Genomic DNA, 23,009 nt, shown 5'->3' with positions numbered 1-23,009 from the left:
GTGTGCGCAAAGCTTTTTTTATTTGGTTTTATCCCGTAAAAGCCCGATTGGTTTAACTAATAATCAGTGGGGAAGAACAAAATCCCCACTGATTAAAGTTTCACTTTATTTACTACTTGAATGCAAGAACTACAATAAACTTCCCCGTCTAGCTCAATATACTTCTTCATATTTGTCATACCACTTGCCGGAAATGGCATATGAATCCACGCTTTTTCATACGTTTGTATTTCCTTGTCACATGATTTACAAAGGATTGGTTTCTTACGGAACATAGACGGTCACCCTTTCAGTTGGCGTGCTTTTCCTGCGCAAAAAGCACTGCTCAGTAAAAATAGCGTTGCGAATATAATACTCACTAATGTAGCGTATGGAATTGCTCCTTTTAGAGAAAAACCGACAGTGATGGAAGCAACAAATAAGAGGATGAATGTTGTTGTTAATTTTTTGTATAGTTCCATAGTGAGTGAACCTCCAAATTATTTTGTAATTTAAAATGAAATCTACTATGTAGAAAATATAAGGGGATTTAAAGAGTAGCTAATGGTGTGTAGTCCAGGCGTATAAGAAAGTATATTTTCCTTTTTGTGGTCGTATATACTTATATTGTATCACGGTGCATCATTGGCTTCATACATAATTGTGTAAAGATATGTATGATAAAATGAAGAAAAGTCTTTAGGAAAGGAAAGATGAAAAATGAGTGTAACTGAACATAAAAAACAAGCTCCAAAAGAAGTGCGCTGCAAAATCGTGACGATTTCCGATACACGTACGGAAGAGACGGATAAGAGCGGACAACTATTACATGAATTATTAAAAGAAGCAGGACATAAAGTGACCTCTTATGAAATTGTGAAAGATGATAAAGAAAGTATCCAGCAAGCAGTGTTAGCAGGTTATCATAGGGAAGACGTTGATGTCGTGTTAACGAATGGCGGAACTGGTATTACGAAACGTGATGTAACGATTGAGGCAGTGTCAGTGTTATTAGATAAAGAAATTGTTGGATTTGGTGAGTTGTTCCGTATGATAAGTTACTTAGAAGATATCGGAAGTAGTGCGATGTTAAGTAGAGCAATCGGTGGTACAATCGGGCGTAAAGTTGTCTTTTCGATGCCAGGGTCTAGCGGAGCGGTTCGTCTTGCGATGAACAAGTTAATTTTACCGGAATTAGGTCATATTACATTTGAGTTGCATCGTCAATGAAAATTGCAGGAATTGTATTAGCTGGCGGACAGTCTAGTCGTTTCGGAGAACCGAAAGCATTGGCGATTTGGAAGGGAACTACTTTTGTTGAGCATATTGTGCAAGTAATGGAAAGTATTTTGCAAGATGTTGTTGTTATTAGTCATACTGATATAAAAGAGAGAGTAGAGCAATTAGTACAAGTTCCAGTTATAGAAGATATGTCGCACTATAAAGGAAATGGGCCACTTGCTGGAATAGTGTCAGGAATGGAATACATAGATTCAGATTGGTATATTATCATGCCTTGTGATGCACCGAACGTTTCAAATGAATGGATTACCATTTTATTAGAGCAAACGAGCAATGAATATGATGCGGTTGTACCTATTATTAATGGAAGAAAACAACCGTTACTTGCAGCGTATAATAACCGCGTGAAAGAAAAGATTTATGCTTTGCTTCAAGAAGAAAAAAGAAGTATGGGCCAGCTTTTATCACAATGTAATGTGAAATATATTGCTGGTGAAGATGTACAAGCGAATGTAGATTGGTTTATAAATGTGAATACGAAAGAAGAATATGTGCAGGCTCAAAAAGACCTTTCAAATGAATGAAAGGTTTTTTGGTATACAGAAATTGGAGAACAATTGCTGTATAAAGGTATGTGAGTAAGTTGATTTTAAGGGGATTTCGTGAACTACCCGCCACTTAACGTCCTAAAGGAGTGTTTGAAGTGAGGGCTTCTCGGTTAATCATTACTTCTGATAGCTAACGAATTCGTCCTAAGACAGTCGAGCTAACTCCCTTGTTCCAAAGGTTATTTTATTACAATTTATGCTGACGCTAAAAGACGTATTGCTTCATTTTTGATATTGATGGCTGAGTTATAATCTCTATCGAGATTTACACCGCATATACAAGAATATATTAGTTCAGACAATGTCAGACTTTTCACATTTCCACAGCTACTACATGTTTTTGTTGATGGAAACCATTTGTCTATTTTCACAAGTTGTTTTCCTTGTTCGTTTAGTTTATAAGTTAAGAAAGAAGTGAACATACCCCACCCATTATCAGCGACACTTTTTCCAAAATGAAGTGCTTGCGATATTCCTTTCATGTTTAGATATTCAATAGCTACAACATCAAAATTGGCAGCTAACTTTTTAGACTCATGATGAAGAAAATTCTTACGTTGGTTAGCTACTTTCTCATGTAACGTAGCTACACGAATACGTTGTTTATTCCAACGTTCAGAACCTTTATTGCGTCTTGATAATACTCGTTGCGCCTTTGTTAATCGGTCTAACATGTTACGATAGAACTTAGGATAATTGGCTTTCTCATCCTCAGAACTGACGTATAATCCATCCATTGCAAAGTCTAATCCAACAACTGTTTCTACTTCTTTTTGTACAATCTCTTTTTCGTATTCAGTCAAGATTGACACATAGTATTTACCAGTAGGTGTCATAGAAATCGTACAAGACTTGATCATATAATCTTGTGGTATCTCTCTATGTTTTTTGATACGTACCATTTTCAGTTTTGGCAATTTGATATGACCATTAAGCAACAGAATATTACCGTTTACTACATTCGTTGTATAAGACTTTCTGTCCTTTTTACTTTTGAATGTTGGGAAGTTATTTTGACCACTAAAGAAATTCTTATATGCAGTTTGCAAGTGTAGTTGAGCATTTGCCAAAGCTAATGAATCAACTTCTTTTAACCACTCAAATTCTGCTTTATATTTCGCAGGGGTTGGAGGCTTTTGTTTCTTTAGTTGTTCCTTATCATCTTTGTATTTTTCGTACGCTTCTTTTCGCTCAGCTAACATTCTATTGTACACGAAACGTACACAACCGAAGGTTTTACGTATAAGATTTGCTTGTTCTTCTGTTGGATACAACCGGAATTTATATGCTTTATTCTGCTTTGTCATATCATTTCACCTCACTTTTTACCTTGATTTTCAATATGTTTCTTTACTACGTCTATTGGCGAACTACCAGTAGTTAGTAAGCAAAAACTTCTTGACCAAAACATTTCTTTCTAAAGTTTTTTTCACTTGTGGAAAGTCTTTCTTGATTAGTTGAGAACTTGCACTTTTATAAGCATTAATAAATTTTGTCATTTCTTTTTAAGCGAGTAATTCTGATGCGGTGTGCTGAAGGACTGTTTCATATTGGTCAAGTAAGCCACGAAAGATTCCATCCCAGCTTTTTGATTGGGCATAAGACGAAGCCGCTATGCCCATTTGCATAAGTTGATCTTCATTTTGCAATAAAGAATTGATGGAGGATAGAAAGGAATCTATATCTTTTGGTGGACAAAGAATTCCTGTTTTTCCATCTGTAATAATATTTTTAACCCCGCCACTATTCGCACCAATAACAGGTGTACCACATGCGAGTGACTCCAGCACGACGTTCCCAAATGTTTCAGTAGTAGATGGAAATACCATTAGATGGGAGGAAGCATAGACTTCAGCTAAATCTTTACCTTGTAAATATCCAGTAAAGGTTACATTTGTTTTTGGAACATTTTCATGCAGGCCCTTGGCAAGAGGTCCATCTCCAGCGATGAGCCAATGAATATCGTCACGTTCTTTGTTTGTCGTTTGAATAAGTGTTTGAAGAGTATCGATATCTTTTTCAGGAGCAAGGCGCCCGACGTAGGAAAGAATATATTTCGCTGTAATATTATATTTTTTTCGGAATAGGTCTTTATTGTAAGTTGGATGAAAGAGAGTACAATCTACACCACGTCCCCAAATATAGAGCTGTTGAAATCCTTTTTTCTTTAATTGATGTAATGTTTCAGGAGAAGGAACAAAGTTTTTTTGCATATGACTATGAAACCACCTTAAATAGTTCCATAGCATATTGGAGAGAAATTCGATTTTGTAATAGCGTAAATAGGCGTCAAAATCAGTATGATAAGAACCGACAACTGGGATATTTAACTTTTTGGCATAATATAACCCACAAAGTCCCATATTGAAAGGCGTAGCGATGTGAATGATATCAGGTTTAAAGGCAAGAAGTTCCCGCTTAATGCGCGGAGTAGGAAAGGCAAAGCGACATTCTGGATATAATATTGTTAACGGGATACTTCTCATTTTGTTCACATTCGCTACGAAATTATCTTCTGCCGTATGCTGAGGGGCGAAAACAGAATAGGCGATATTTTCTTTTTGAAAATATTTAGTTAAACGTTCCAAAGTTTTCGCCACACCGTTGACTTGTGGTGTAAATGTATCGGTAAATATGGCGACTCTCATCATATCGCTCCTTTACATGAGTGGAATGAGTTGATAAAAAGAGATGATGCCAGAGCAAGTGCCAAGGCACATGCCTACAAATACATCTGACGGATAATGAAGCCCTAAATAAATACGGGAAATACTGACGCATAATGCTAACGGTAATAGAAAAACAAGCAAGTTTGGATTATAGCAAATAAATGGAATGAGGACAGAGAAAACAGCCGTTGTATGTCCGGATGGAAAAGAATGATCTTTTAATGGATGAACTGGATATTTCGCATCCTGAATTGTTAAATAAGGGCGTTTTCGTGGATACCATCTTTTTAATATTTGCACAGGAATATGGCTAATTGTTAAAGAAATAGCAGTTGCAATTGCAGCTTGATGCAAATTCCCTGTTGCGAAAATTAAAAAGAATAGGGTAAGTGCAATGGAAAAACTTGCACCACCGATATGGGTAATATTGCTGAAAAAGATGTTTAATGTTTTTTGATCAAAGTAGCGATTAATTCCTTTGAAGATGTAACATTCTATTTTATATAGTCCACTGACCTTCATGAGATTTTTCCTCCCTCATTTACATATATATGGAGTTATTAACTTCTATTTTAATAAGATTTTATTGAGGGAATAATAATGTTTTGTAAAGAAAAAGTTAGATTTTTTCATAAAAAAAGCTGCCAGTCTTATGGCAGCGATAAAATCACTTTTGTAACGATTTATAATATTGTCCTTTTTCAACGTATTGTGTGCGGATACGTTCCATATCTTTACGGTCTTCTTCTGTTAATTCGCGAATGACCTTCGCAGGGCGACCGAAAGCTAACGTATTAGGAGGGATTTTCTTTCCTTGTGAAACGAGACTACCAGCACCGATGAAAGCTCCTTCACCAATTTCAGCGCCATCTAATATGATAGATCCCATTCCGATTAAAGCATCTTTTTCAATTTTGCAGCTATGTAAAATAACTTGATGCCCAACGGTAACGTCATCTTCTAAAATAAGAGGATACTGGGGGCTTTGGTGAAGTGTACATTGATCTTGTACATTTACTCTATTTCCAATTATCGTTGGTGATACATCACCGCGGATGACTGTATTAAACCAAATGCTAGATTCTTCGCCAATTGTCACATCGCCTGTAATGGTAACATAGTCAGCGATAAAAGCACTACTCGCAATTTTCGGATTTTTTTCTTTGTAAGGATATATCATGTAAAGCCTTCCTTTCCTAGAGACTAGTTTTAGTGTATCAAATTATGAGAAAGAGTGAAATGGAGGAGGTCCGTATGTGGAATTATGAAGCAGAGGAAGCGAAAGCTGTAGTCGTTATCGTGCACGGCGCAATGGAATATCACGGACGTTACGAAGCTATAGCGGAAATGTGGAATCATATCGGCTACCACGTTGTGATGGGAGACCTTCCATCACATGGAACGACTTCGAGAAATAGAGGACATATTGATTCATTTGATGAATACATAGAGGAAGTTAAATTATGGGTGAAAGAGGCAAGGAAGTATCGATTACCTATTTTTATATTTGGTCATAGTATGGGTGGTCTTATTGTCATTCGTATGATGCAAGAAACGAAGAGAGAAGATGTAGATGGTATTATTTTAAGTTCACCATGTTTAGGTGTATTAACTGGACCTTCTGCTCCGCTTCGAGCTGCCTCAAAAATATTAAATGTTGTTGCTCCAAAATTGCAATTTGCAACGAATCTTACAGTGGAAATGTCAACTCGTAATCATGAAGTGAGAGATGCGATGGAGAATGATTCATTGTTCTTGCGCAAAGTATCAGTACGTTGGTATAGTGAATTGATTAAGTCTATCGAAATTGCGCATAAAAAAATAGGCGATTTTCCAGACGTTCCACTCTTGCTAATGCAGGCTTGTGAGGATAAACTTGTAGATAAAATACGTGTCCGTACTTGGTTTGATAATGTTAAAATAAGTGATAAGGCTTTTAAAGAATGGCCGAATTGTTATCATGAGTTATTAAATGAGTATGAGCGTGATGAAATTTTGAATTATATTCAGTCATTTACTGAAATACGCATCAATAACATAATAGAAACAAATAAGTAAATTATTTGTACATTGAATAGAGGAGATGAAGGAAGAAGTGAACGTACCGAGTAATCCCATAACGCTCATGGCGAAAGTATACCGTGATGTGTTTCCGGTAGTACACCATGAGCTAGCGATGTGGAAAGAGCGTGCCTACCATATTCCGAATGACGAGCTTCATAGTCAGGCAATCGCAAGTATTGAGAATAAAACGTTTCATTGCGAGGGCGGTGGCATTTTAGCGCTACTAGCAAATGAACACCGAGAGGAATGTATTCGTTTTATCGTAGCTTATCAAACGATTAGCGACTATTTAGATAATTTATGTGATCGTAGTACATCACTTGACCCGAAAGACTTTGCGGCTCTTCATGAGTCGATGGTAATGGCATTAAGCCCTGAAGTTGAAGGGGGCGGTAACTATTATCGTTATCGTGATGATCAAGATGATGGTGGTTATTTAGATGAGCTTGTTGAAACATGTCAGGATGTTTTAAAGAAAACGAAGCATTATGATAAAATTGCTCCAATTCTTCATGAACTTGCTTGTTATTATTGTGATTTGCAAATTCATAAACACGTGAAGTTAGAAGAAAGAGAACCACGCTTAAAAACATGGTTTGAAGCACATAAAGAAAACTTACCAGAGATGAGTTGGTTTGAATTTTCAGCATGTGCCGGTTCTACACTTGGAATTTTCTGTCTTGTCGCATATGCATTTCATGATGAATTACATGATGAAGATATTGCGAAAATTAGACAAGGATACTTCCCTTACGTACAAGGACTTCACATTTTACTTGATTATTTCATCGATCAAGAAGAAGACCGTATAGGCGGGGATTTGAATTTCTGTAGTTATTATGAAAACGAGCAAGTGATATTAGATCGTATGAAACATTTTGTAGAAGAAGCAGAGAAGAGTATTGGTGATTTGCCTCATGCGAAGTTTCATCGTCTCATAAGCCGAGGGTTACTTGGTATTTATTTATCAGATCAAAAAGTATCAGCACAAAAGAATATGCACAAAATGGCACGGCGCATTGTAAAATACGGAGGGCTTACTTCACGATTCTTCTATTGGAACGGGAAGATGTACCGAAAGAAAATGGCGCAGTGATGAAGAAAACCACTCTTGTAGAGTGGTTTTTTTATTATGATCGTATTTTTAAAAATACATATATGAGAAGTTCAATCGCGAAAATAACTAAAACAGATAGTCCGAATAAAGGCATGCCAGCGCCTAGTATAACCATCATGATAAAGAAAATGAATGTGCTTTTCTTATCTCTTTGCTTAGGAGGTGCTGCTAATTTTCCTTTCGGTTTTCTCGCTAACCACATTTTTACTCCGTAATAAATAAGAAGTAATAAAGATAACGTCGTTAGTAAGCATAATATTTTATTTGGCCATCCGAATAAATGTCCTTCGTGAAGCGGGATACCGTAAGTGAACCATTGTGCAAATAATCCATAATCACGATAGTCCGTTTTCGAAATGAGTTCTCCGCTATATTGATCAAAGTAAGCTGTTATTTCTTCATTTGGTGCCACATCCATACCTGTAATACCGGAACCGCTTGATTTCGAAACAGTGAATACACCTTTCGGATCAGTCGGTAGTGAGATAACGTATGGCTTCTTTATTTCAATTCCTTTTTGTAATTCATCGACAGAAATTGCTTTTGGCTCATTTGAATTCGATTCAGGAGGAGCTTCTTTTCTAGTTGCCCACGGTAATTCTTTTACCTTCGATTCAGGCGGTGCCATATACAATGTCGGATATCCAATCGATTCATTCGACGATGCGATTTTATAAATTTGGTTCCCCATAAATCCTGACCATGGTAATCCAGATGCGACTAACAAAACGAGTGGAATTGTAAATATAATACCGATAATAGAATGACGTCGTTTTGCTTTTTCTCGCTTAGTGGATGCGGGTGTGTTTTTGAATTGGCGTATACTCATATACAATCCAGTCACAATTAAAAAGATTGTCCAGCATGCCGCAAGCTCTACAGTATAGTTGACGACAGTGCCACCAACTAAAAGAGAACTATGTAATTCACGCATTATATTGGCAAACGTTTCAGCTGCATTTTGATCCCCAACAATTTGATTATTGCTATCTAAATACACAAATTTTTGCTTTCCTGTATATTCATTAGCAATGGTAAGTCTCGTATTATAATCCCCATTAAACTCACTAATTTTCGTCACGCTATAATGCGGATATTTTGTCTCTGTTAAGAAAAGCGAATCAGACATCGAAATAGATTCTGTCTGGGCGCTCTTCCCAAAATATAAATCTTTATAGATGAAATCTTCAACTTCTTCCCGAAATAAATACCCAATTCCGCTCAGTGACAAAGTAATAAGAAGCGGCGTAATAAAAAGCCCGGCATAAAAATGCCAACGCCAAAAAATATAATGAAGCGAACGATTTTGTTTCATACGACAGTTCCCCTAACCTTCCCTATATGAATAAACTACTTATTTAATATAGCGAGATTAAGTGTGATTACTTTGAAAGAATTGTGAAAAAAGTTAAAAGTTTTGGGGATTTTTATCAAATACAAAGCACATTTCAAAAGGGATGTGTTCTATGTTTATGAAGACCTTTTTATATTTGATGCATAGATCCTAACAACTGCTTTCGCAAGACATTGAGCGGAATCAACAAAGTCCTCACTCACCACCACATTCAAATCGGTACATGCGATAATAGCGGTATCTACTTCGTCTTTTAACTGTAAAACGAGCAGACTCCATAATTTGCGAGCTTCCTCAATTTCTCCGCCTTTAATACAAGTAATAATTTGATTAATCATTTCTTGCCATTGTTCATTATGAATGTACTCTATATTACGTTTTGTAATCCCGTCTTGGTAAATACCTGCTTGAACAGTCGCTTCTGTTGCAAGAAGAGCGACTCTTTTTGTATTTTCAGGAATTGCTTTTAACGTCTCATCGACTATATTCAAAATAGGAATGGTAATAGAACGCTGTAATTCCTCGAAATAAAGATGCGCTGTATTACATGGCATTGCGATGAAATCTACACCAGTACTTTCAAGTCTTTGCGCTCCTTCAATAATCGCTTTTTTCATCGCCGCATGATCAATAGGGCGATCCATATAAAACGGTGTTGGGCACGAATAAATCATCATATGAGGAAAGTCTATATCATGCTTTGCTCCATATATTGTTTGGCACCCTGCTACAACTGTATCGACGAATGGTCCGGTTGATTTTGGACCCATTCCTGCTAGTATTCCAATCATTGTTTAGTCCCCTTTAATAGTGTATACATCCATTATATAGGAGAATAAGAAAAAGACGTGCAGTGAGTGCACATCTTTTTTTGTTATGTTTTGTCGAATCATTGATATTTTATCGCTTCTCAATCGCTACAATAAATGGCGGGTTATTTTGTTGGTTAATGAAGCCATATCGCAGTACGTGAGCTTGTTTTTGGTCTAATTCTTCTGCAAATTTGAGAACAGCGTCGCGTTCTACTTGTCCTTCTGGATGACCGTGATAAATAACAAGGACGATGATACCCTCTGGTGCCATTACGCCTAGTAATTGTTCGATAGCCGAGAGAGTTGAGTTCGGTTTTGTGACGATATGCTTGTCACCGCCTGGAAGGTAACCTAAGTTGAAAATTGCGCCTGTTACTTTTTCTTTTGCATCTTCTGGTAGTACGGATAGAAGCGTATCGTGACTATCGTGAACTAAAACAGTACGTTCAAAAAGCTCTTTTTCTTTTAGACGGATAGTAGAGCTTTCAATTGCTTCTTTTTGAATATCAAATCCAAATACTTTTCCGTTATCTCCAACGATTTCAGCTAGGAAGCATGTGTCATGTCCATTGCCGAGCGTTGCATCTACAGCGTAATCGCCTTCTTTTACTGCCGTTTGCAGCAGCGAGCGAGCAAACGGTAATACACGTTCTAATTTCATTTTTGTTTCTCCTCATTTGCATATTTTCCTTGCCAGCTTCCGCGGCGTACAAATTCTGCATCGATGGAATTTAATACTTCCCATTTATTTAAGCTCCACATTGGGCCAATCATTAAATCAGGCGGACCGTCACCTGTGATGCGGTGCACAATTACATCTTCTGGAATAATCTCAAGTTGGTCAACAACGAGACTTACGTAATCTTCAAGAGAAAGGAATTCTAGTTGTCCTTTTTCATATTGCTTCACCATTGGTGTTCCTTTTAATAAATGAAGTAAATGAATTTTAATTCCTTGTACATCAAGCTTCGCTACTTCACGAGCTGTTTCCATCATCATGTCGTAATCTTCAAGTGGAAGACCGTTAATAATATGAGAGCAAACTCTAATGCCGTGTTTGCGTAATTTATTTACGCCTTCCACATAAGATGGATAATCGTGAGCACGGTTAATAAGATTTGCAGTGCGTTCATGAACAGTTTGTAGTCCGAGTTCAACCCAAAGGTACGTACGTTTATTTAAGTCCGCTAAATATTCAACGACATCGTCTGGTAAACAATCTGGACGAGTTGCGATAGAAAGACCGACAACGTCTTTTTCTGCTAGAAGCGGTTCGAATTTTTCTTTTAACACTTCAAGTGGTGCATGTGTATTTGTGTACGCCTGGAAATAAGCGATACATTTTCCGTCTTTCCACTTTGAGCGCATTTTTTCTTTCATTTCATGATATTGCGTTATAACATCATCGCGGCGATCACCAGCGAAGTCACCAGATCCAGCAGCACTACAAAACGTGCAGCCGCCGTAAGCAACTGTACCGTCACGGTTCGGGCAATCGAAGCCAGCATCTAATGAAACTTTAAAGATTTTTTCACCAAATTCATTTCGTAAGTGGTAATTCCATGTATGATAACGTTTATTGTCATTTGTATATGGAAAAGGGTTTTGAACCTTCATTATTTTCCCTCCTAAGACGAGTCAAAATGAAACAAAATCCATTATAACATACTCATAAGGTTCATATGGAAGGGACACACTAAAGGGGAATTGAAGCAAGGAGGGACAATTATGGCAGAGCGTCAATCACTTGAAGAGTATATTACACAGGCAGAACAAGCGGTGGAATATGCGAAAGAACAATTAGACCAAGGCATGAGACAGGAGCATTACAATACGATGGAGTATTCGGATGCTCAGTTGCAATTAGAACAAGCATATAATGATTTACAAACGATGCAACAACATGCGAATGATGAGCAACGTGAGCAATTAAATAGAGCACGTATGGCAATTCGCCAATTGCAACATCAAATGATTATTACACCGCATTAATAAGGAGTGAATGTAATGGCGAAACGTTCAGATCAAAATAATCCAGAGCAAAAAACGCAAAATGGACATAACGCTGAGTTTTCAAATGAACTTGATCCAGTTGTTCAAGTGAAACAGCGTAATAGTAAAAAGGGACAACCTCAAAAATCAAAGCAATCAGAGTAAACCAGGTCGCAATATGACCTGGTTTTATTTTGCTATATGACAATAATGTAAGATTTCTGTAAGGTTTGTCGATAGTTGTAAGCTTACTTTTCCAGTAGAGTGAGGGAGGATTTAATTTTGGACAAGGAGTTGTATTATGGGGAACAATATTACAAACAAACGAATTGAAGAGTTAGATTACATTCGTGGCTTCGCATTACTGGGGATTATTTTAGTAAATATTCTTGCACTACTGAATATTAAAGTTCCAGATCCTAGTACAGTGGATGCAAGTTATCAAAGGTTTCTATACTTATTTGTAGAAGGTCGTTTCTTCTCAATCTTTTCATTCTTATTTGGAGTGGGATTCTATATCTTCATTACAAGAGCAATTGCGAAAGGGAAGAATGGATATGTTCTATTTCTACGCCGCTTAGTTGCACTATTTATTTTTGGTTTGATTCATCAAATGTTTCAGCCTGGGGAAGCACTAGCGTTATACGCAATTTGTGGATTAGTCACTTTACCATTTTATAAAGTGAAGAAGCAAATAAATTTAGTAATTGGTCTTATTCTTACGATAGTTTTTAGTATTATGGCAGCTAAGGAATTATTACCATTAGGTTTAATTTTATTAGGTCTTGCTGCAGGACAGTACAAAGTATTTGAAAATCTTTCAGCGAAAATAAAGCAAGTCGCTATTTTTACAGGAGTTATGTTTGTTTTAAGTGTGATAGCTTTATGGTATCAATATGGGCACGTTCCTGCTAATCCATTTGTAAATATGATACTTATGACTGAGGATGGAACAATGGATGCTGCAGGTCAGTTTTTAAAAATTGGTGTTACAGTTGGACCAATTATTTCAGCTTTCTATGTAGGAGCATTAATTTTATTACTTCAGTTAAAACCAGTTCAAGCATTGTTAGCTCCACTGAAATACTATGGTCGTATGGCTTTAACAAATTATATTGGACAAACTGCAATGATTTTAATTGCAGGTAGTGTATTTAACTTTGCAGGAAACTTAACGTACATGCAGACGCTATATGTGTGTATCGCAATTTATGCAATTCAAATTATTTTCAGTGTGATTTGGATGAAAATCTTTAAAATGGGTCCATTAGAATGGATTTGGCGTGTTATTACGTATTGGACGGTAACGCCTTTAAAGAAATAAAGACAGAAATGGGCTGTTCCGCTTGTGGAACAGTCTATTTTTTTGTCAGCTTTTTGCGGTAAATCGCTAATGAAATTTTATCTACTAATGAAGAAAATGAATTTGTTTTTAAAAGGATAAAAGCTAAGCTTACACGCTCACCTTTTTTATATTACAAAAGTGTAAGGTAATTGTAATGTTAATAAATAGCAGTTCACCTCCAAAAGGCGCAAAATAGGTAATGGAAAAACAAGCGTAGGAGGATATATATGACGAAACCAGTTGTAGACGTGAAAAACGTTCAAAAAGTGTACGGTAAAAAAGGTGAGAACCAATCACACGCGTTAAAAGGTGTTTCATTCTCAATTCAAGAGGGTGAGTTTGTTGGAATTATGGGACCATCTGGTTCTGGTAAAACGACATTGTTAAATGTAATTTCAACGCTTGATAAGGCGACAGGCGGCGTTGTTGAAATTGCGGGTACGGACATTACGAAAATGAAGCAAGGTGAGCTTTCTGATTTCCGTTCGCAAAAGTTAGGATTCATTTTCCAAGACTTCAACTTATTAGAGAACTTATCTATTTATGAGAACATTGCACTTCCACTTTCACTTCAAGGTGTTTCATCACGTAATATTGGACCGAAAGTAGAGAAAGTAGCGGATATGTTAGGGATTACAGAAATTCTTCAAAAGTATCCAACTGAAGTATCCGGTGGACAGAAACAACGTTCAGCAGCAGCACGCGCACTAGTACATGAGCCGGCAATTATTTTAGGAGACGAGCCAACAGGAGCTCTTGATTCGAAAAATGCAGCAAGTTTACTTGATGCGATGACAAACTTAAATGAAGAACAAGGCGTATCTATTATGATGGTTACGCATGATCCATATAGTGCAAGTTACTGTCAGCGTATTTTATTCATTCAAGATGGTGAGCTATATAAAGAAATTCATCGCGGTGGTACGCGTGAAGAGTTCTACAAAGAAATTTTAGATGTACTTGCAGATTTAGGTACACAAAAAGCGTAAGAAAGGAGGTTCCAGTATGTTATTTAAACTTTCCATGTCGGGGCTGAAGAGTAAGCTGAAAGATTATATCGTCTTACTTGTTGGTCTTGTCATGTCTATCTCAATTTTTTATATGTTCCAAACGTTAGCGCTGAATAAAGCGTTTATCGAATCTAACTCAGTTATTCAATCAATTGGATTCGTATTCCAAGCAGGTTCATTTTTATTAGCAATTATAACGTTCTTCTACATTTTATATGCAAACTCTTTCTTATTATCTCTTCGTCAAAAAGAGTTTGGTATGTACATGATGTTAGGTGCAAAAAAGCATAAAGTTACATTACTTATGTTTATTGAAACGATTGTATTAGGTGCTGCGTCTCTTGCGATTGGACTTACAGTTGGTGTAGGACTTGCAGAAGGTATCGGACAGTTATTAATGAAACAATTAGAATTTGCTGGTGAAGGCTATAAGGCATTTTATCTACCATCTATGACTGTTACTTGTATTTTCTTCTTTGCATTATTTGTATTATCAGCAATTATGAACAGTATTAAGTTATCACGTATTTCAGTACTGCAACTTGTACATGCAGATGCACAAACAGAGCGTGTTGCAGTAAAAGGTAAAATGACAGGTGTCGTTGCAATCCTTGCTGTTATTTTATTAGGAATTGGCTATGCATCAATGATTTACATGGAAAAATTAAGAGAAATGGGAATCCTTATTGCATTAATTACAACAACAACTGGTACTTACATGCTATTTGGATCACTTCTCCCAGTTATCATTAGAAAGTTAAAGAGTAATAAAAAACGTAGTGAAAAAGGACTTAATGCTTTTACATTTGCACAATTAAATTTCCGTATAAATAGCTTAACGAAAGTACTTGCAACGGTAGCGATGTTAGTTGCTCTTGGAGCGGGTGCAATTTCAGGTGGTATGGCGTTTAAAAATAACGTTATAAAAATGGTTGATGGTTTAGTAATATATGATTCAGTTATTCATAACCCAACAGCTGAAGAAAAGAAAATTTTAGATGGTATTACATTTAAAGAGAAAAATGAATATCGTTACAAAGTTGATAATAAATACGTTTATTATGTAAAAGAAGATTTAGAGAAAAACCCTCCTTTCGTACAAGATACAAAACAGATGGAAAGTATGAAGGATTTAGGAAAAACAAAGAAAGTTTCAGAGGAACTACCAGTAGGTGCAGTTTCTAGAGAAATGAATGAAAAAGATGCGAGTGCTAAAGAACTTCCAGAAGAATGGAACGAGGCTTTCAGAACAATTCAGCCATTTTATCTATATGAAGATCATGCAATTAAAATTGTAGATCAGAAAATGTACGATACTGTAAATGGTAAAGAAGGAATCGTAGTTACTGGAAAAACAGACGATTTTGTAGCATACACAAAAGAATGGAAAAAACTTGACGAGTTGCAGCTAGTTAAATATAAAAATGTAAAAGCTGAAAGATTAGATAGTAAATATCAATCTTACAATGGATTCTACGGCATTGCGAGTGGAACAGTATTTATGGGATTCTTCCTTGGAATTGCGTTCTTAGCAATGATGGCAAGTTGTTTAATGTTTAAAATTCTTTCTGGTGCATCAAAAGATATTACGCGTTATCAAATGCTTCGCAAAATCGGTGTGCGTCGTGAATTATTAACGAAATCAATTTATAAAGAGTTATTCTTAGTATTCTTATTCCCAGCAATTGTGGGGATCGCTCACGTATTAGTTGGTATGAATATTTTCGGATTTATTTTAATGGATCCTTACTTCCGTATTTGGGTACCAATCGTAATTTTCGTAGTTATTTATGCGATTTATTACTTCATTACAGTTCAATTGTATAAAGGAATTGTTCTTCCAAAAGAAGATTAATAGGTAAAAAGCCGAGTGAAAGTGCTCGGCTTTTTATATTTTCAGAAAAAACACTTTAATGTTACTGAAATATATAATATAATGTAAATAAGTAACATAATATGTGAGTATCAGTAACTGGAAAACGAAAGGAGGAATTCGATCTATAGAAAGAAGCTGAACTTGTATCCCCTATTTTTCTACCCACACCGTATTTGTACAATCATAAATTTCCAAATGAAAAATTGTCAGACCTAAGTCGTATATTGTGAAAATAATGGATAATACATGGAAATCTCATAGCATGATAAGGTAAAATGAACAGGATAATGAGAAAATTACCGTTCATAAGATGAGGAGATACATGTATGGAAGTTGTAGAGGCATTAAAAGATATAAGCCAAATTGAGGCTATGAAAAAGTACTTAAAAGAGCACTCGCAGCGAGATTATCTTTTATTTGTTATTGGAATTAACACTGGATTAAAGATCACTGAGCTACTTAGTATGAAATTTGAAGAGGTATTGAATGAAGATGGAACTGTTAAAGAGTTCTATTCTCTTCCTGTGAAAGATGAAAAATTTAAACAAGATATTTATTTAAATACAAAAGTAAAAGAAGCCCTTTTAGATTACGTACAATCTATTGATGCTCAAAGAGAAAACTACGTATTTCAATCTAATAAAACGACAAATTCAATCTCGCGCCAACAAGCGTATCGTGTTATCCATAGCGCAGCTGAAGCGGTTGGGATTGTTGGAAAGATTGGAACGAATTCAATGCGAAAAACATTTGGATTTCATGCGTACAAAAGAGGAATAGCGATTGCGCTATTGCAAAAGCATTTTCATCACGCAACTCCATCAGAGACGCTCAAGTATTTAGGAATCTCAAAAGATGAGAAGTTTAAAACAGAGATTGATGTAGATTTGTAAAACCCGTAACTAAAAACTTTAGGAGGCGGAAAATATGAATATTAGAGAGAGTGAACTACCGGGCATTGGATGTAAATTCGAAGTGATAACAAAAGGTAATGAAAAAATGGTTATCGTTATTCATGATGATGGCCGAAGAGAAATGTATCATTTTGATGCGGATCACGATGAGAGTATTTCAAGCATTTCTCTTCGTGATTCTGAAGCGAGACAAATTGCGGCTATATTAGGCGGAATGGTATATAGGCCGCAAGCGCTAGACACAATTGAGATGGCTTTTGAAGGATTATCAATTGAATGGTTTAAGGTGGAGAATAATGCACCAGTAGTACAACAAACAATTGGTAGCTTACATGTCAGAAAAACGTATAACGTAACGATTATTGCTATTTTGAAAAAGAATATGAAGAAGTTCTTTAATCCAGGCCCAGATTCTATCATTGAAGCTGGCGATATGCTCGTATTATCGGGCGAAAGACATGAAGTGAAAAGAATCATTAAGGAATTACTTTCGGCAGGAGGTGATTCCTAATCGATGGATACTTTAATTTTGGAAGTTGGAACTGCGTTAGTATTAGTAGCTTTTGCAGCTATCCTCGCTGCGAAGTTAAAGTTCTCGATTATTCCGTTTCTCATTATACTCGGTATGTTAGTGGGGCCTCATGCCCCAGATTTAGGACTTATCGATTTAAGGTTTATTGAAAGCGGAGAAGTTATTTCCTTCCTCGGCCGTGTTGGCGTCATATTCCTCTTATTCTATTTAGGTTTAGAATTCTCAATAAAAAAATTAATTAAATCAGGAAAGTCGATTGCTTTTGGGGGTAGTGTTCATATATCGCTTAATTTCATATTAGGTTTACTTTATGGATATATAATGGGCTTCCCCTTACTAGAAACATTAATTATTGCTGGAATTATTACAATCTCATCGAGTGCAATTGTAGCGAAAGTAATCGTTGATTTAAGAAGATCTGGTAATAAAGAGACAGAGCTAATTTTAGGAATCATTATGTTTGATGATATCTTTTTAGCTGTATATTTATCAGTTGTTTCAGGATTAGTACTCGGAGGTGCAACATCATTTGTAGGTGCTCTTACATCGGTGTTAATCGCAGTAGGGTATATGCTCCTATTCTTTGTAATCGCTAGAAAAGCTACGCCGTTCCTAAATAAAGTATTAGATATTTCGTCAAACGAAATTTTTATTATCGTAATATTCGCTATTTTATTCTTTGTAGCAGGATTTTCAGAAACAATTCATGTTGCGGAAGCGATTGGGGCTTTATTGTTAGGACTCGTCTTTTCAGAAACAGAGCATAGTGACCGGATCGAGCATCTCGTCGTCCCGTTTCGTGATTTCTTTGGAGCTATATTTTTCTTCAGCTTCGGTTTAAGTATAGATCCGTTTTCACTTGGAGGAGCAGTATGGTTGGCATTAGGAGCAGTTTTCATTACTCTCATCGGTAATTTTACAGCTGGAATGATTGCAGGGCGTAAAGCCGGGTTATCGCATAAGGCTTCTACGAATATCGGTTTAACACTTATATCACGTGGGGAATTCTCCATTATTGTCGCGAATCTCGGAATAGCGGGTGGCTTAATGGCAACGATTAAACCATTCTCAGCTTTATATGTTTTAATATTGGCGTCGTTAGGACCATTATTAACGAAGGAGTCTGGGAGAATATACTCTCTACTAGACAAAATATTTAAATGGAGTGCGAAAGAAAGTGCAAAACGTAAAAAGGAAGTTGGATAACCTTTCGCGAGGGAACGATTCCATTATTTATAGATTAATATTTTACAAAGACGATTAGAATACATTCTAATCGTCTTTGTGCTATTATCTGAATTTCATCAACTATTAATCAGTTGCCTTCCTATTTAAAAACGACTACAATTTTACTGTTATATATATGAACGAAAAAAAGAGAATAGGAGGGGAGACTATGCCAAGGAAAGTATGGCTATTAGTAGCTGGGATGATTATTAATGTCACGGGTGCTTCTTTTTTATGGCCTTTTAATACAATTTACTTACATGATAGTTTAGGGAAATCTTTATCAGTAGCCGGAATGGTATTAATGATCAACTCGCTTACTGGTGTAATCGGAAACTTGCTCGGCGGTGTTTTATTTGATAAATGGGGCGGTTATAAATCAATTTTAGTAGGGATTGTCATTACACTTGTATCGATTTTAGGTCTTGTATTTTTCCATGGTTGGCCATTATATGTTGTGTGGCTAGCATTAATCGGATTCGGTTCTGGAATGGTGTTTCCATCGATGTATGCGATGGTCGGTACGGTTTGGCCAGAAGGCGGGAGACGAGCGTTCAATGCAATGTATGTTGGACAAAACGTTGGGATTGCGATTGGAACAGCGTGCGGTGGATTAGTTGCGTCTTATCGTTTTGATTATATTTTCTTAGCGAACTTTATTTTATATTTTATTTTCTTCTTAATTGCGTTTATTGGATTTCGTGGTATGGAAGCAAAAAAAGAGCAAGAGGTACAAAAAGAAGCCGAAACGAAAAAAGGTTGGTCACTTACACCTGGCTTCAAAGCGCTTCTAATCGTATGTGTAGCATATGCTTTATGCTGGGTTACATACGTACAGTGGCAAGGGGCAATTGCGACTCATATGCGAGAATTAGATATTAGCCTCCGCCATTATAGTTTATTATGGACGATAAACGGAGCGATGATTGTTTGTGCGCAGCCACTTGTTAGTATGTTAATTCGCTGGATGAAGCGTTCTTTAAAACAACAAATTATGATTGGAATCGTCATTTTTGCGGCGTCGTTTATTGTTTTAAGCCAAGCGCAGCAATTTACGATGTTTCTTGTTGCGATGGTGACATTAACGATTGGTGAATTATTCGTATGGCCGGCAGTTCCGACTATTGCAAATATACTTGCACCGAAAGATAAACTTGGATTTTATCAAGGGGTTGTAAATAGCGCAGCGACTGTAGGAAAAATGTTCGGACCGGTCGTTGGCGGGGCAATTGTTGATTTATACAATATGGAAGTATTGTTTATAGCGATCATGGTAATGCTTGTAGTAGCGCTTATAGCAACGAGTATTTATGATAGACGAGTAAAAGTAGAAGAAACAGTTGAAGAAAAAATTGCAGTTTAGTTTGACGGAACATGCAACATGTTTTAGAATATATTTAAATAAATAGTAACAAAATAACCTTTGGAACAAGGGAGTTAGCTCGGCTGTCCTAAGACGAATTCGTTAGTTAGCAAGAATAACGATTAACCGAGAAGCCCTCGCTTCAAGTAAGCTCTTAAGAGATACTAAGTGGTGGGTAGTTCACATTAACTCATATTTGTAATAACAGTGAGAAGGAGTAGTAGTAATAGAAGCTGGTTTAGAGAGTTGACGGTCGGTGCAAGTCAATCCACGTTTCGTTATGAACTCGCCTTTGAGTTGCAGTTGTGAAATCATTAGTAGCAATTGCCGTTAATCCACGTTACGGATCTAAGCGAATGTATTTATTACATTAATTTAGGGTGGTACCGCGGGAATCTATAACCTCTCGTCCCTTTCTAGGGATGAGAGGTTTTTTGTATTTTGGGCGGTGAAAATAAATAGAATTTCAAGGAGGGTATCTCATGAGCTTTAATCATCAAGAAATTGAGAAGAAGTGGCAAGGGCATTGGGAAGAGAATAAAACATTCCGTACGCCAGATGAAACAGAAAAACCAAAATTTTATGCACTAGATATGTTCCCATATCCATCAGGTGCAGGCTTACACGTAGGTCATCCAGAAGGTTATACAGCGACAGATATTTTATCTCGTATGAAGCGTATGCAAGGATATAACGTTCTTCATCCAATGGGATGGGATGCATTCGGTCTTCCAGCAGAGCAATATGCACTTGATACTGGGAACAGCCCGGCTGAATTTACAGAGCTTAATATTAATACGTTCCGTAATCAAATTAAAGCATTAGGCTTCTCTTACGATTGGGATCGTGAAGTAAATACAACAGATCCAACCTACTACAAGTGGACACAATGGATCTTCCTAAAACTATTTGAAAAAGGTTTAGCTTACGTTGATGAAGTACCTGTAAACTGGTGCCCAGCACTTGGTACAGTACTTGCAAACGAAGAAATCATTGACGGTAAGAGTGAGCGCGGTGGACATCCAGTTGAGCGTCGTCCGATGAGACAGTGGATGTTAAAAATTACAGCTTACGGAGATCGTCTATTAGCAGATCTAGATGAGCTTGATTGGCCAGAAAGCTTAAAAGATATGCAGCGTAACTGGATTGGTCGTTCTGAAGGTGCAGAAGTACACTTCAACATCGACGGTACAGATGAGAAGTTCACAGTTTTCACAACGCGCCCTGATACACTATTTGGTGCAACATACTGTGTACTTGCTCCGGAACATGCACTTGTTGCTGACATTACAACAGCAGAACAAAAAGAAGCTGTAGAAGCTTACATTAATTCTGTAAAAATGAAGAGTGACCTAGAGCGTACAGAACTTGCGAAAGAGAAAACTGGTGTATTCACTGGTGCTTACGCAGTTAACCCAGTAAATGGTGAGAAGTTACCAATCTGGATCGCTGACTATGTTCTTGCAACTTACGGAACAGGTGCTGTAATGGCGGTTCCAGCTCACGATGAGCGTGACTATGAATTCGCATCAATGTTCAATATTCCAATGAAGGAAGTTGTAAAAGGCGGAGACATTACGAAAGAAGCGTACACAGGTGGTGGTGCACACGTAAACTCAGCATTCCTTGATGGTTTAAATAAAGAAGAAGCAATTGTAAAAATGATTGAATGGCTTGAAGTAACAAGCGCAGGAAATCAAAAAGTAACATACCGTCTACGTGACTGGTTATTTAGCCGTCAACGTTACTGGGGTGAGCCAATTCCAGTAATCCATTGGGAAGATGGCACAATGACAGCTGTGAAAGAAGAAGAATTACCATTAGTTCTTCCGAAAACAGAAAACATTCGTCCTTCAGGTACAGGTGAGTCACCACTTGCAAACATTGAAGAGTGGGTAAATGTTGTTGATCCTGAAACTGGTAAAAAAGGTCGTCGTGAAACAAATACAATGCCACAATGGGCTGGTAGCTGCTGGTACTACCTACGCTACATCGATCCAAACAACAGCGAAGCACTTGTAGATCCTGAAAAAGTAAAACAATGGCTTCCAGTTGATATTTATATCGGCGGAGCAGAGCACGCTGTACTTCACTTACTATATGCTCGTTTCTGGCATAAAGTATTATATGATATCGGTGTAGTTCCAACGAAAGAACCGTTCCAACAATTATTCAACCAAGGTATGATCTTAGGTGAAAATAACGAGAAAATGAGTAAATCAAAAGGTAACGTTGTAAATCCTGATGATATTGTAGCAAGCCACGGTGCAGACACACTTCGTCTATACGAAATGTTCATGGGACCATTAGACGCTTCAATCGCTTGGTCTGAAAATGGTCTTGACGGAGCTCGCCGCTTCCTAGACCGCGTATGGCGCCTATTCATTCAAGATAACGGTGAATTAAGTGAGAAAATCACTGATGCACCAAATAAAGAGCTTGAAAAAGCTTACCACCAAACAGTGAAGAAAGTTACAGAAGACTATGCAGAGCTTCGCTTCAACACAGCGATTTCTCAAATGATGGTATTCATCAATGATGCATACAAAGCTGAAACACTTCCGAAAGAATATGTAGAAGGTTTCGTAAAAATGATTGCACCAGTTGCACCTCACATCGGGGAAGAACTATGGAGCAAACTTGGATACAGTGAAACAATCACATATGCAAGCTGGCCAACATTTGATGAGTCTAAACTTGTAGAAGATGAAGTTGAAATCGTTGTTCAAATTATGGGCAAAGTTCGCACAAAACTAACAATGAGTAAAGACGCATCAAAAGAAGAAATGGAACAACTTGCACTTGAGGCAATCAAAGAACAAATTGAAGGAAAAACAGTTCGTAAAGTAATTGTTGTTCCTGGAAAACTTGTTAACGTTGTTGCAAACTAATTAATTATTAATAA

At 36.9% G+C, this 23,009-nt stretch carries 24 protein-coding genes, 1 pseudogene and 1 other annotated feature; of the genes and pseudogenes, 14 read left to right on the top strand and 11 right to left on the bottom strand.

All coding sequences use genetic code 11. From position 1 onward, the window contains the following. Positions 1-92 precede the first annotated feature (92 nt). Complete coding sequence (locus tag QCI77_RS24250; RefSeq protein WP_353825552.1) at positions 93-275, bottom strand: hypothetical protein; 183 nt, start codon at positions 273-275, stop codon at positions 93-95. A 6-nt stretch (positions 276-281) separates the two neighbouring features. After that, the gene (locus tag QCI77_RS24245; protein WP_002067722.1) at positions 282-461 is read right to left on the bottom strand and encodes a hypothetical protein; all 180 of its coding nucleotides are present in this window, start codon (positions 459-461) and stop codon (positions 282-284) included. A 238-nt stretch (positions 462-699) separates the two neighbouring features. On the opposite strand from QCI77_RS24245, the gene QCI77_RS24240 reads away from it, so the two are divergent. Together QCI77_RS24240 and QCI77_RS24235 are read left to right on the top strand one after the other, a co-directional pair. Further along, positions 700-1,209: a MogA/MoaB family molybdenum cofactor biosynthesis protein gene (locus QCI77_RS24240; protein ID WP_002034407.1), complete on the top strand. Its 510-nt coding sequence runs from the start codon at positions 700-702 to the stop codon at positions 1,207-1,209. Next, on the top strand, positions 1,206-1,805 hold the full coding sequence (locus QCI77_RS24235; protein WP_113770946.1) for a molybdenum cofactor guanylyltransferase: 600 nt from the start codon (positions 1,206-1,208) through the stop codon (positions 1,803-1,805). Before QCI77_RS24240 ends, QCI77_RS24235 begins: the two co-directional genes overlap by 4 nt. Before the next feature lie 218 nt (positions 1,806-2,023). Here the strand turns inward: QCI77_RS24235 and QCI77_RS24230 are convergent, their stop codons facing one another. The 5 genes and pseudogenes from QCI77_RS24230 to QCI77_RS24210 form a co-directional block, all read right to left on the bottom strand. Then, positions 2,024-3,136: an RNA-guided endonuclease TnpB family protein gene (locus tag QCI77_RS24230; protein WP_353825551.1), complete on the bottom strand. Its 1,113-nt coding sequence runs from the start codon at positions 3,134-3,136 to the stop codon at positions 2,024-2,026. An 11-nt stretch (positions 3,137-3,147) separates the two neighbouring features. After that, a pseudogene (locus tag QCI77_RS24225) lies at positions 3,148-3,331 on the bottom strand (IS200/IS605 family transposase); the annotation flags it as partial. 3 nt (positions 3,332-3,334) lie between these two features. Further along, positions 3,335-4,477: a glycosyltransferase family 4 protein gene (locus tag QCI77_RS24220; RefSeq protein ID WP_353825550.1), complete on the bottom strand. Its 1,143-nt coding sequence runs from the start codon at positions 4,475-4,477 to the stop codon at positions 3,335-3,337. Between the two features lie 12 nt (positions 4,478-4,489). Continuing rightward, on the bottom strand, positions 4,490-5,020 hold the full coding sequence (locus QCI77_RS24215; protein ID WP_353825549.1) for a phosphatase PAP2 family protein: 531 nt from the start codon (positions 5,018-5,020) through the stop codon (positions 4,490-4,492). 145 nt (positions 5,021-5,165) lie between these two features. Then, complete coding sequence (locus QCI77_RS24210; RefSeq protein WP_002015678.1) at positions 5,166-5,678, bottom strand: gamma carbonic anhydrase; 513 nt, start codon at positions 5,676-5,678, stop codon at positions 5,166-5,168. Positions 5,679-5,752: 74 nt separating this feature from the next. Here QCI77_RS24210 and QCI77_RS24205 point away from each other — a divergent pair, with 74 nt between their 5' ends. Beyond that, complete coding sequence (locus QCI77_RS24205; protein WP_002167521.1) at positions 5,753-6,556, top strand: alpha/beta hydrolase; 804 nt, start codon at positions 5,753-5,755, stop codon at positions 6,554-6,556. 37 nt (positions 6,557-6,593) lie between these two features. Further along, a complete protein-coding gene (locus QCI77_RS24200) occupies positions 6,594-7,658 on the top strand; it encodes a tetraprenyl-beta-curcumene synthase family protein (RefSeq protein ID WP_353825548.1) in 1,065 nt (354 codons plus the stop codon). Positions 7,659-7,692: 34 nt separating this feature from the next. On the opposite strand, the gene QCI77_RS24195 is transcribed toward QCI77_RS24200, so the two are convergent. From QCI77_RS24195 to mnmL, 4 genes are all read right to left on the bottom strand, one after another. After that, positions 7,693-8,994: a PepSY-associated TM helix domain-containing protein gene (locus QCI77_RS24195; protein ID WP_353825547.1), complete on the bottom strand. Its 1,302-nt coding sequence runs from the start codon at positions 8,992-8,994 to the stop codon at positions 7,693-7,695. A 155-nt stretch (positions 8,995-9,149) separates the two neighbouring features. Next, positions 9,150-9,824, bottom strand: a complete 675-nt coding sequence (locus QCI77_RS24190) for an aspartate/glutamate racemase family protein (RefSeq protein WP_353825546.1) — start codon at positions 9,822-9,824, stop codon at positions 9,150-9,152. A 109-nt stretch (positions 9,825-9,933) separates the two neighbouring features. Further along, positions 9,934-10,506: a tRNA 5-(aminomethyl)-2-thiouridylate-methyltransferase MnmM gene (mnmM, locus tag QCI77_RS24185; RefSeq protein ID WP_353825545.1), complete on the bottom strand. Its 573-nt coding sequence runs from the start codon at positions 10,504-10,506 to the stop codon at positions 9,934-9,936. Continuing rightward, a complete protein-coding gene (gene mnmL, locus QCI77_RS24180; RefSeq protein ID WP_000868033.1) occupies positions 10,503-11,462 on the bottom strand; it encodes a tRNA modification radical SAM protein MnmL/YtqA in 960 nt (319 codons plus the stop codon). Before mnmL ends, mnmM begins: the two co-directional genes overlap by 4 nt. 111 nt (positions 11,463-11,573) lie before the next feature. Between mnmL and QCI77_RS24175 the strand changes: the two genes are divergently transcribed. The 10 genes from QCI77_RS24175 to leuS all read left to right on the top strand — a co-directional run bounded on the left by QCI77_RS24175 (position 11,574) and on the right by leuS (position 22,995). Then, complete coding sequence (locus QCI77_RS24175) at positions 11,574-11,837, top strand: YtzC family protein (protein WP_002089099.1); 264 nt, start codon at positions 11,574-11,576, stop codon at positions 11,835-11,837. 15 nt (positions 11,838-11,852) lie between these two features. Next, complete coding sequence (locus QCI77_RS24170) at positions 11,853-12,002, top strand: hypothetical protein (protein WP_001129344.1); 150 nt, start codon at positions 11,853-11,855, stop codon at positions 12,000-12,002. Between the two features lie 136 nt (positions 12,003-12,138). After that, complete coding sequence (locus tag QCI77_RS24165) at positions 12,139-13,161, top strand: DUF418 domain-containing protein (RefSeq protein WP_326997194.1); 1,023 nt, start codon at positions 12,139-12,141, stop codon at positions 13,159-13,161. A 248-nt stretch (positions 13,162-13,409) separates the two neighbouring features. Further along, positions 13,410-14,171 (top strand): ABC transporter ATP-binding protein, encoded by a 762-nt coding sequence (locus QCI77_RS24160; protein ID WP_002129519.1) that lies wholly within the window; start codon positions 13,410-13,412, stop codon positions 14,169-14,171. 16 nt (positions 14,172-14,187) lie between these two features. Continuing rightward, positions 14,188-16,047 carry an FtsX-like permease family protein gene (locus tag QCI77_RS24155; protein ID WP_016102929.1) on the top strand — a complete coding sequence of 620 codons (1,860 nt, stop codon included), beginning with the start codon at positions 14,188-14,190 and terminating at the stop codon, positions 16,045-16,047. A gap of 347 nt (positions 16,048-16,394) precedes the next feature. After that, the gene (locus QCI77_RS24150; protein ID WP_060750063.1) at positions 16,395-16,961 is read left to right on the top strand and encodes a tyrosine-type recombinase/integrase; all 567 of its coding nucleotides are present in this window, start codon (positions 16,395-16,397) and stop codon (positions 16,959-16,961) included. A 34-nt stretch (positions 16,962-16,995) separates the two neighbouring features. Further along, positions 16,996-17,493 (top strand): cation:proton antiporter regulatory subunit, encoded by a 498-nt coding sequence (locus QCI77_RS24145; protein WP_060750062.1) that lies wholly within the window; start codon positions 16,996-16,998, stop codon positions 17,491-17,493. A 3-nt stretch (positions 17,494-17,496) separates the two neighbouring features. Further along, positions 17,497-18,720: a cation:proton antiporter gene (locus QCI77_RS24140; RefSeq protein ID WP_060750061.1), complete on the top strand. Its 1,224-nt coding sequence runs from the start codon at positions 17,497-17,499 to the stop codon at positions 18,718-18,720. A gap of 190 nt (positions 18,721-18,910) precedes the next feature. Then, positions 18,911-20,104, top strand: coding sequence for an MDR family MFS transporter (locus tag QCI77_RS24135; RefSeq protein ID WP_002089089.1), 1,194 nt, complete (start codon positions 18,911-18,913; stop codon positions 20,102-20,104). A gap of 198 nt (positions 20,105-20,302) precedes the next feature. Beyond that, positions 20,303-20,521 (top strand) — a binding site (T-box leader). A 65-nt stretch (positions 20,522-20,586) separates the two neighbouring features. After that, complete coding sequence (leuS, locus tag QCI77_RS24130; RefSeq protein WP_113770940.1) at positions 20,587-22,995, top strand: leucine--tRNA ligase; 2,409 nt, start codon at positions 20,587-20,589, stop codon at positions 22,993-22,995. Positions 22,996-23,009 lie beyond the last annotated feature (14 nt).

The organism is Bacillus cereus group sp. MG9 (assembly GCF_040459995.1).
Taxonomy (GTDB): Bacteria; Bacillota; Bacilli; order Bacillales; family Bacillaceae_G; genus Bacillus_A; species Bacillus_A mycoides.
Note: the sequence above shows the minus strand (reverse complement) of the source record. Positions and strands in the feature narration are given on the sequence as shown.

Coding starts and splice junctions, on each gene's coding strand:
- QCI77_RS24245 (WP_002067722.1), bottom strand. CDS start 461: ATGGAACTATACAAAAAATTAACAACAACATTCATCCTCTTATTTGTT.
- QCI77_RS24235 (WP_113770946.1), top strand. CDS start 1,206: ATGAAAATTGCAGGAATTGTATTAGCTGGCGGACAGTCTAGTCGTTTC.
- QCI77_RS24240 (WP_002034407.1), top strand. CDS start 700: ATGAGTGTAACTGAACATAAAAAACAAGCTCCAAAAGAAGTGCGCTGC.
- QCI77_RS24155 (WP_016102929.1), top strand. CDS start 14,188: ATGTTATTTAAACTTTCCATGTCGGGGCTGAAGAGTAAGCTGAAAGAT.
- QCI77_RS24195 (WP_353825547.1), bottom strand. CDS start 8,994: ATGAAACAAAATCGTTCGCTTCATTATATTTTTTGGCGTTGGCATTTT.
- QCI77_RS24250 (WP_353825552.1), bottom strand. CDS start 275: ATGTTCCGTAAGAAACCAATCCTTTGTAAATCATGTGACAAGGAAATA.
- QCI77_RS24145 (WP_060750062.1), top strand. CDS start 16,996: ATGAATATTAGAGAGAGTGAACTACCGGGCATTGGATGTAAATTCGAA.
- QCI77_RS24150 (WP_060750063.1), top strand. CDS start 16,395: ATGGAAGTTGTAGAGGCATTAAAAGATATAAGCCAAATTGAGGCTATG.
- QCI77_RS24160 (WP_002129519.1), top strand. CDS start 13,410: ATGACGAAACCAGTTGTAGACGTGAAAAACGTTCAAAAAGTGTACGGT.
- QCI77_RS24215 (WP_353825549.1), bottom strand. CDS start 5,020: ATGAAGGTCAGTGGACTATATAAAATAGAATGTTACATCTTCAAAGGA.
- mnmM (WP_353825545.1), bottom strand. CDS start 10,506: ATGAAATTAGAACGTGTATTACCGTTTGCTCGCTCGCTGCTGCAAACG.
- QCI77_RS24230 (WP_353825551.1), bottom strand. CDS start 3,136: ATGACAAAGCAGAATAAAGCATATAAATTCCGGTTGTATCCAACAGAA.
- QCI77_RS24165 (WP_326997194.1), top strand. CDS start 12,139: ATGGGGAACAATATTACAAACAAACGAATTGAAGAGTTAGATTACATT.
- QCI77_RS24140 (WP_060750061.1), top strand. CDS start 17,497: ATGGATACTTTAATTTTGGAAGTTGGAACTGCGTTAGTATTAGTAGCT.
- QCI77_RS24190 (WP_353825546.1), bottom strand. CDS start 9,824: ATGATTGGAATACTAGCAGGAATGGGTCCAAAATCAACCGGACCATTC.
- leuS (WP_113770940.1), top strand. CDS start 20,587: ATGAGCTTTAATCATCAAGAAATTGAGAAGAAGTGGCAAGGGCATTGG.
- QCI77_RS24210 (WP_002015678.1), bottom strand. CDS start 5,678: ATGATATATCCTTACAAAGAAAAAAATCCGAAAATTGCGAGTAGTGCT.
- QCI77_RS24205 (WP_002167521.1), top strand. CDS start 5,753: ATGTGGAATTATGAAGCAGAGGAAGCGAAAGCTGTAGTCGTTATCGTG.
- mnmL (WP_000868033.1), bottom strand. CDS start 11,462: ATGAAGGTTCAAAACCCTTTTCCATATACAAATGACAATAAACGTTAT.
- QCI77_RS24135 (WP_002089089.1), top strand. CDS start 18,911: ATGCCAAGGAAAGTATGGCTATTAGTAGCTGGGATGATTATTAATGTC.
- QCI77_RS24220 (WP_353825550.1), bottom strand. CDS start 4,477: ATGAGAGTCGCCATATTTACCGATACATTTACACCACAAGTCAACGGT.
- QCI77_RS24170 (WP_001129344.1), top strand. CDS start 11,853: ATGGCGAAACGTTCAGATCAAAATAATCCAGAGCAAAAAACGCAAAAT.
- QCI77_RS24175 (WP_002089099.1), top strand. CDS start 11,574: ATGGCAGAGCGTCAATCACTTGAAGAGTATATTACACAGGCAGAACAA.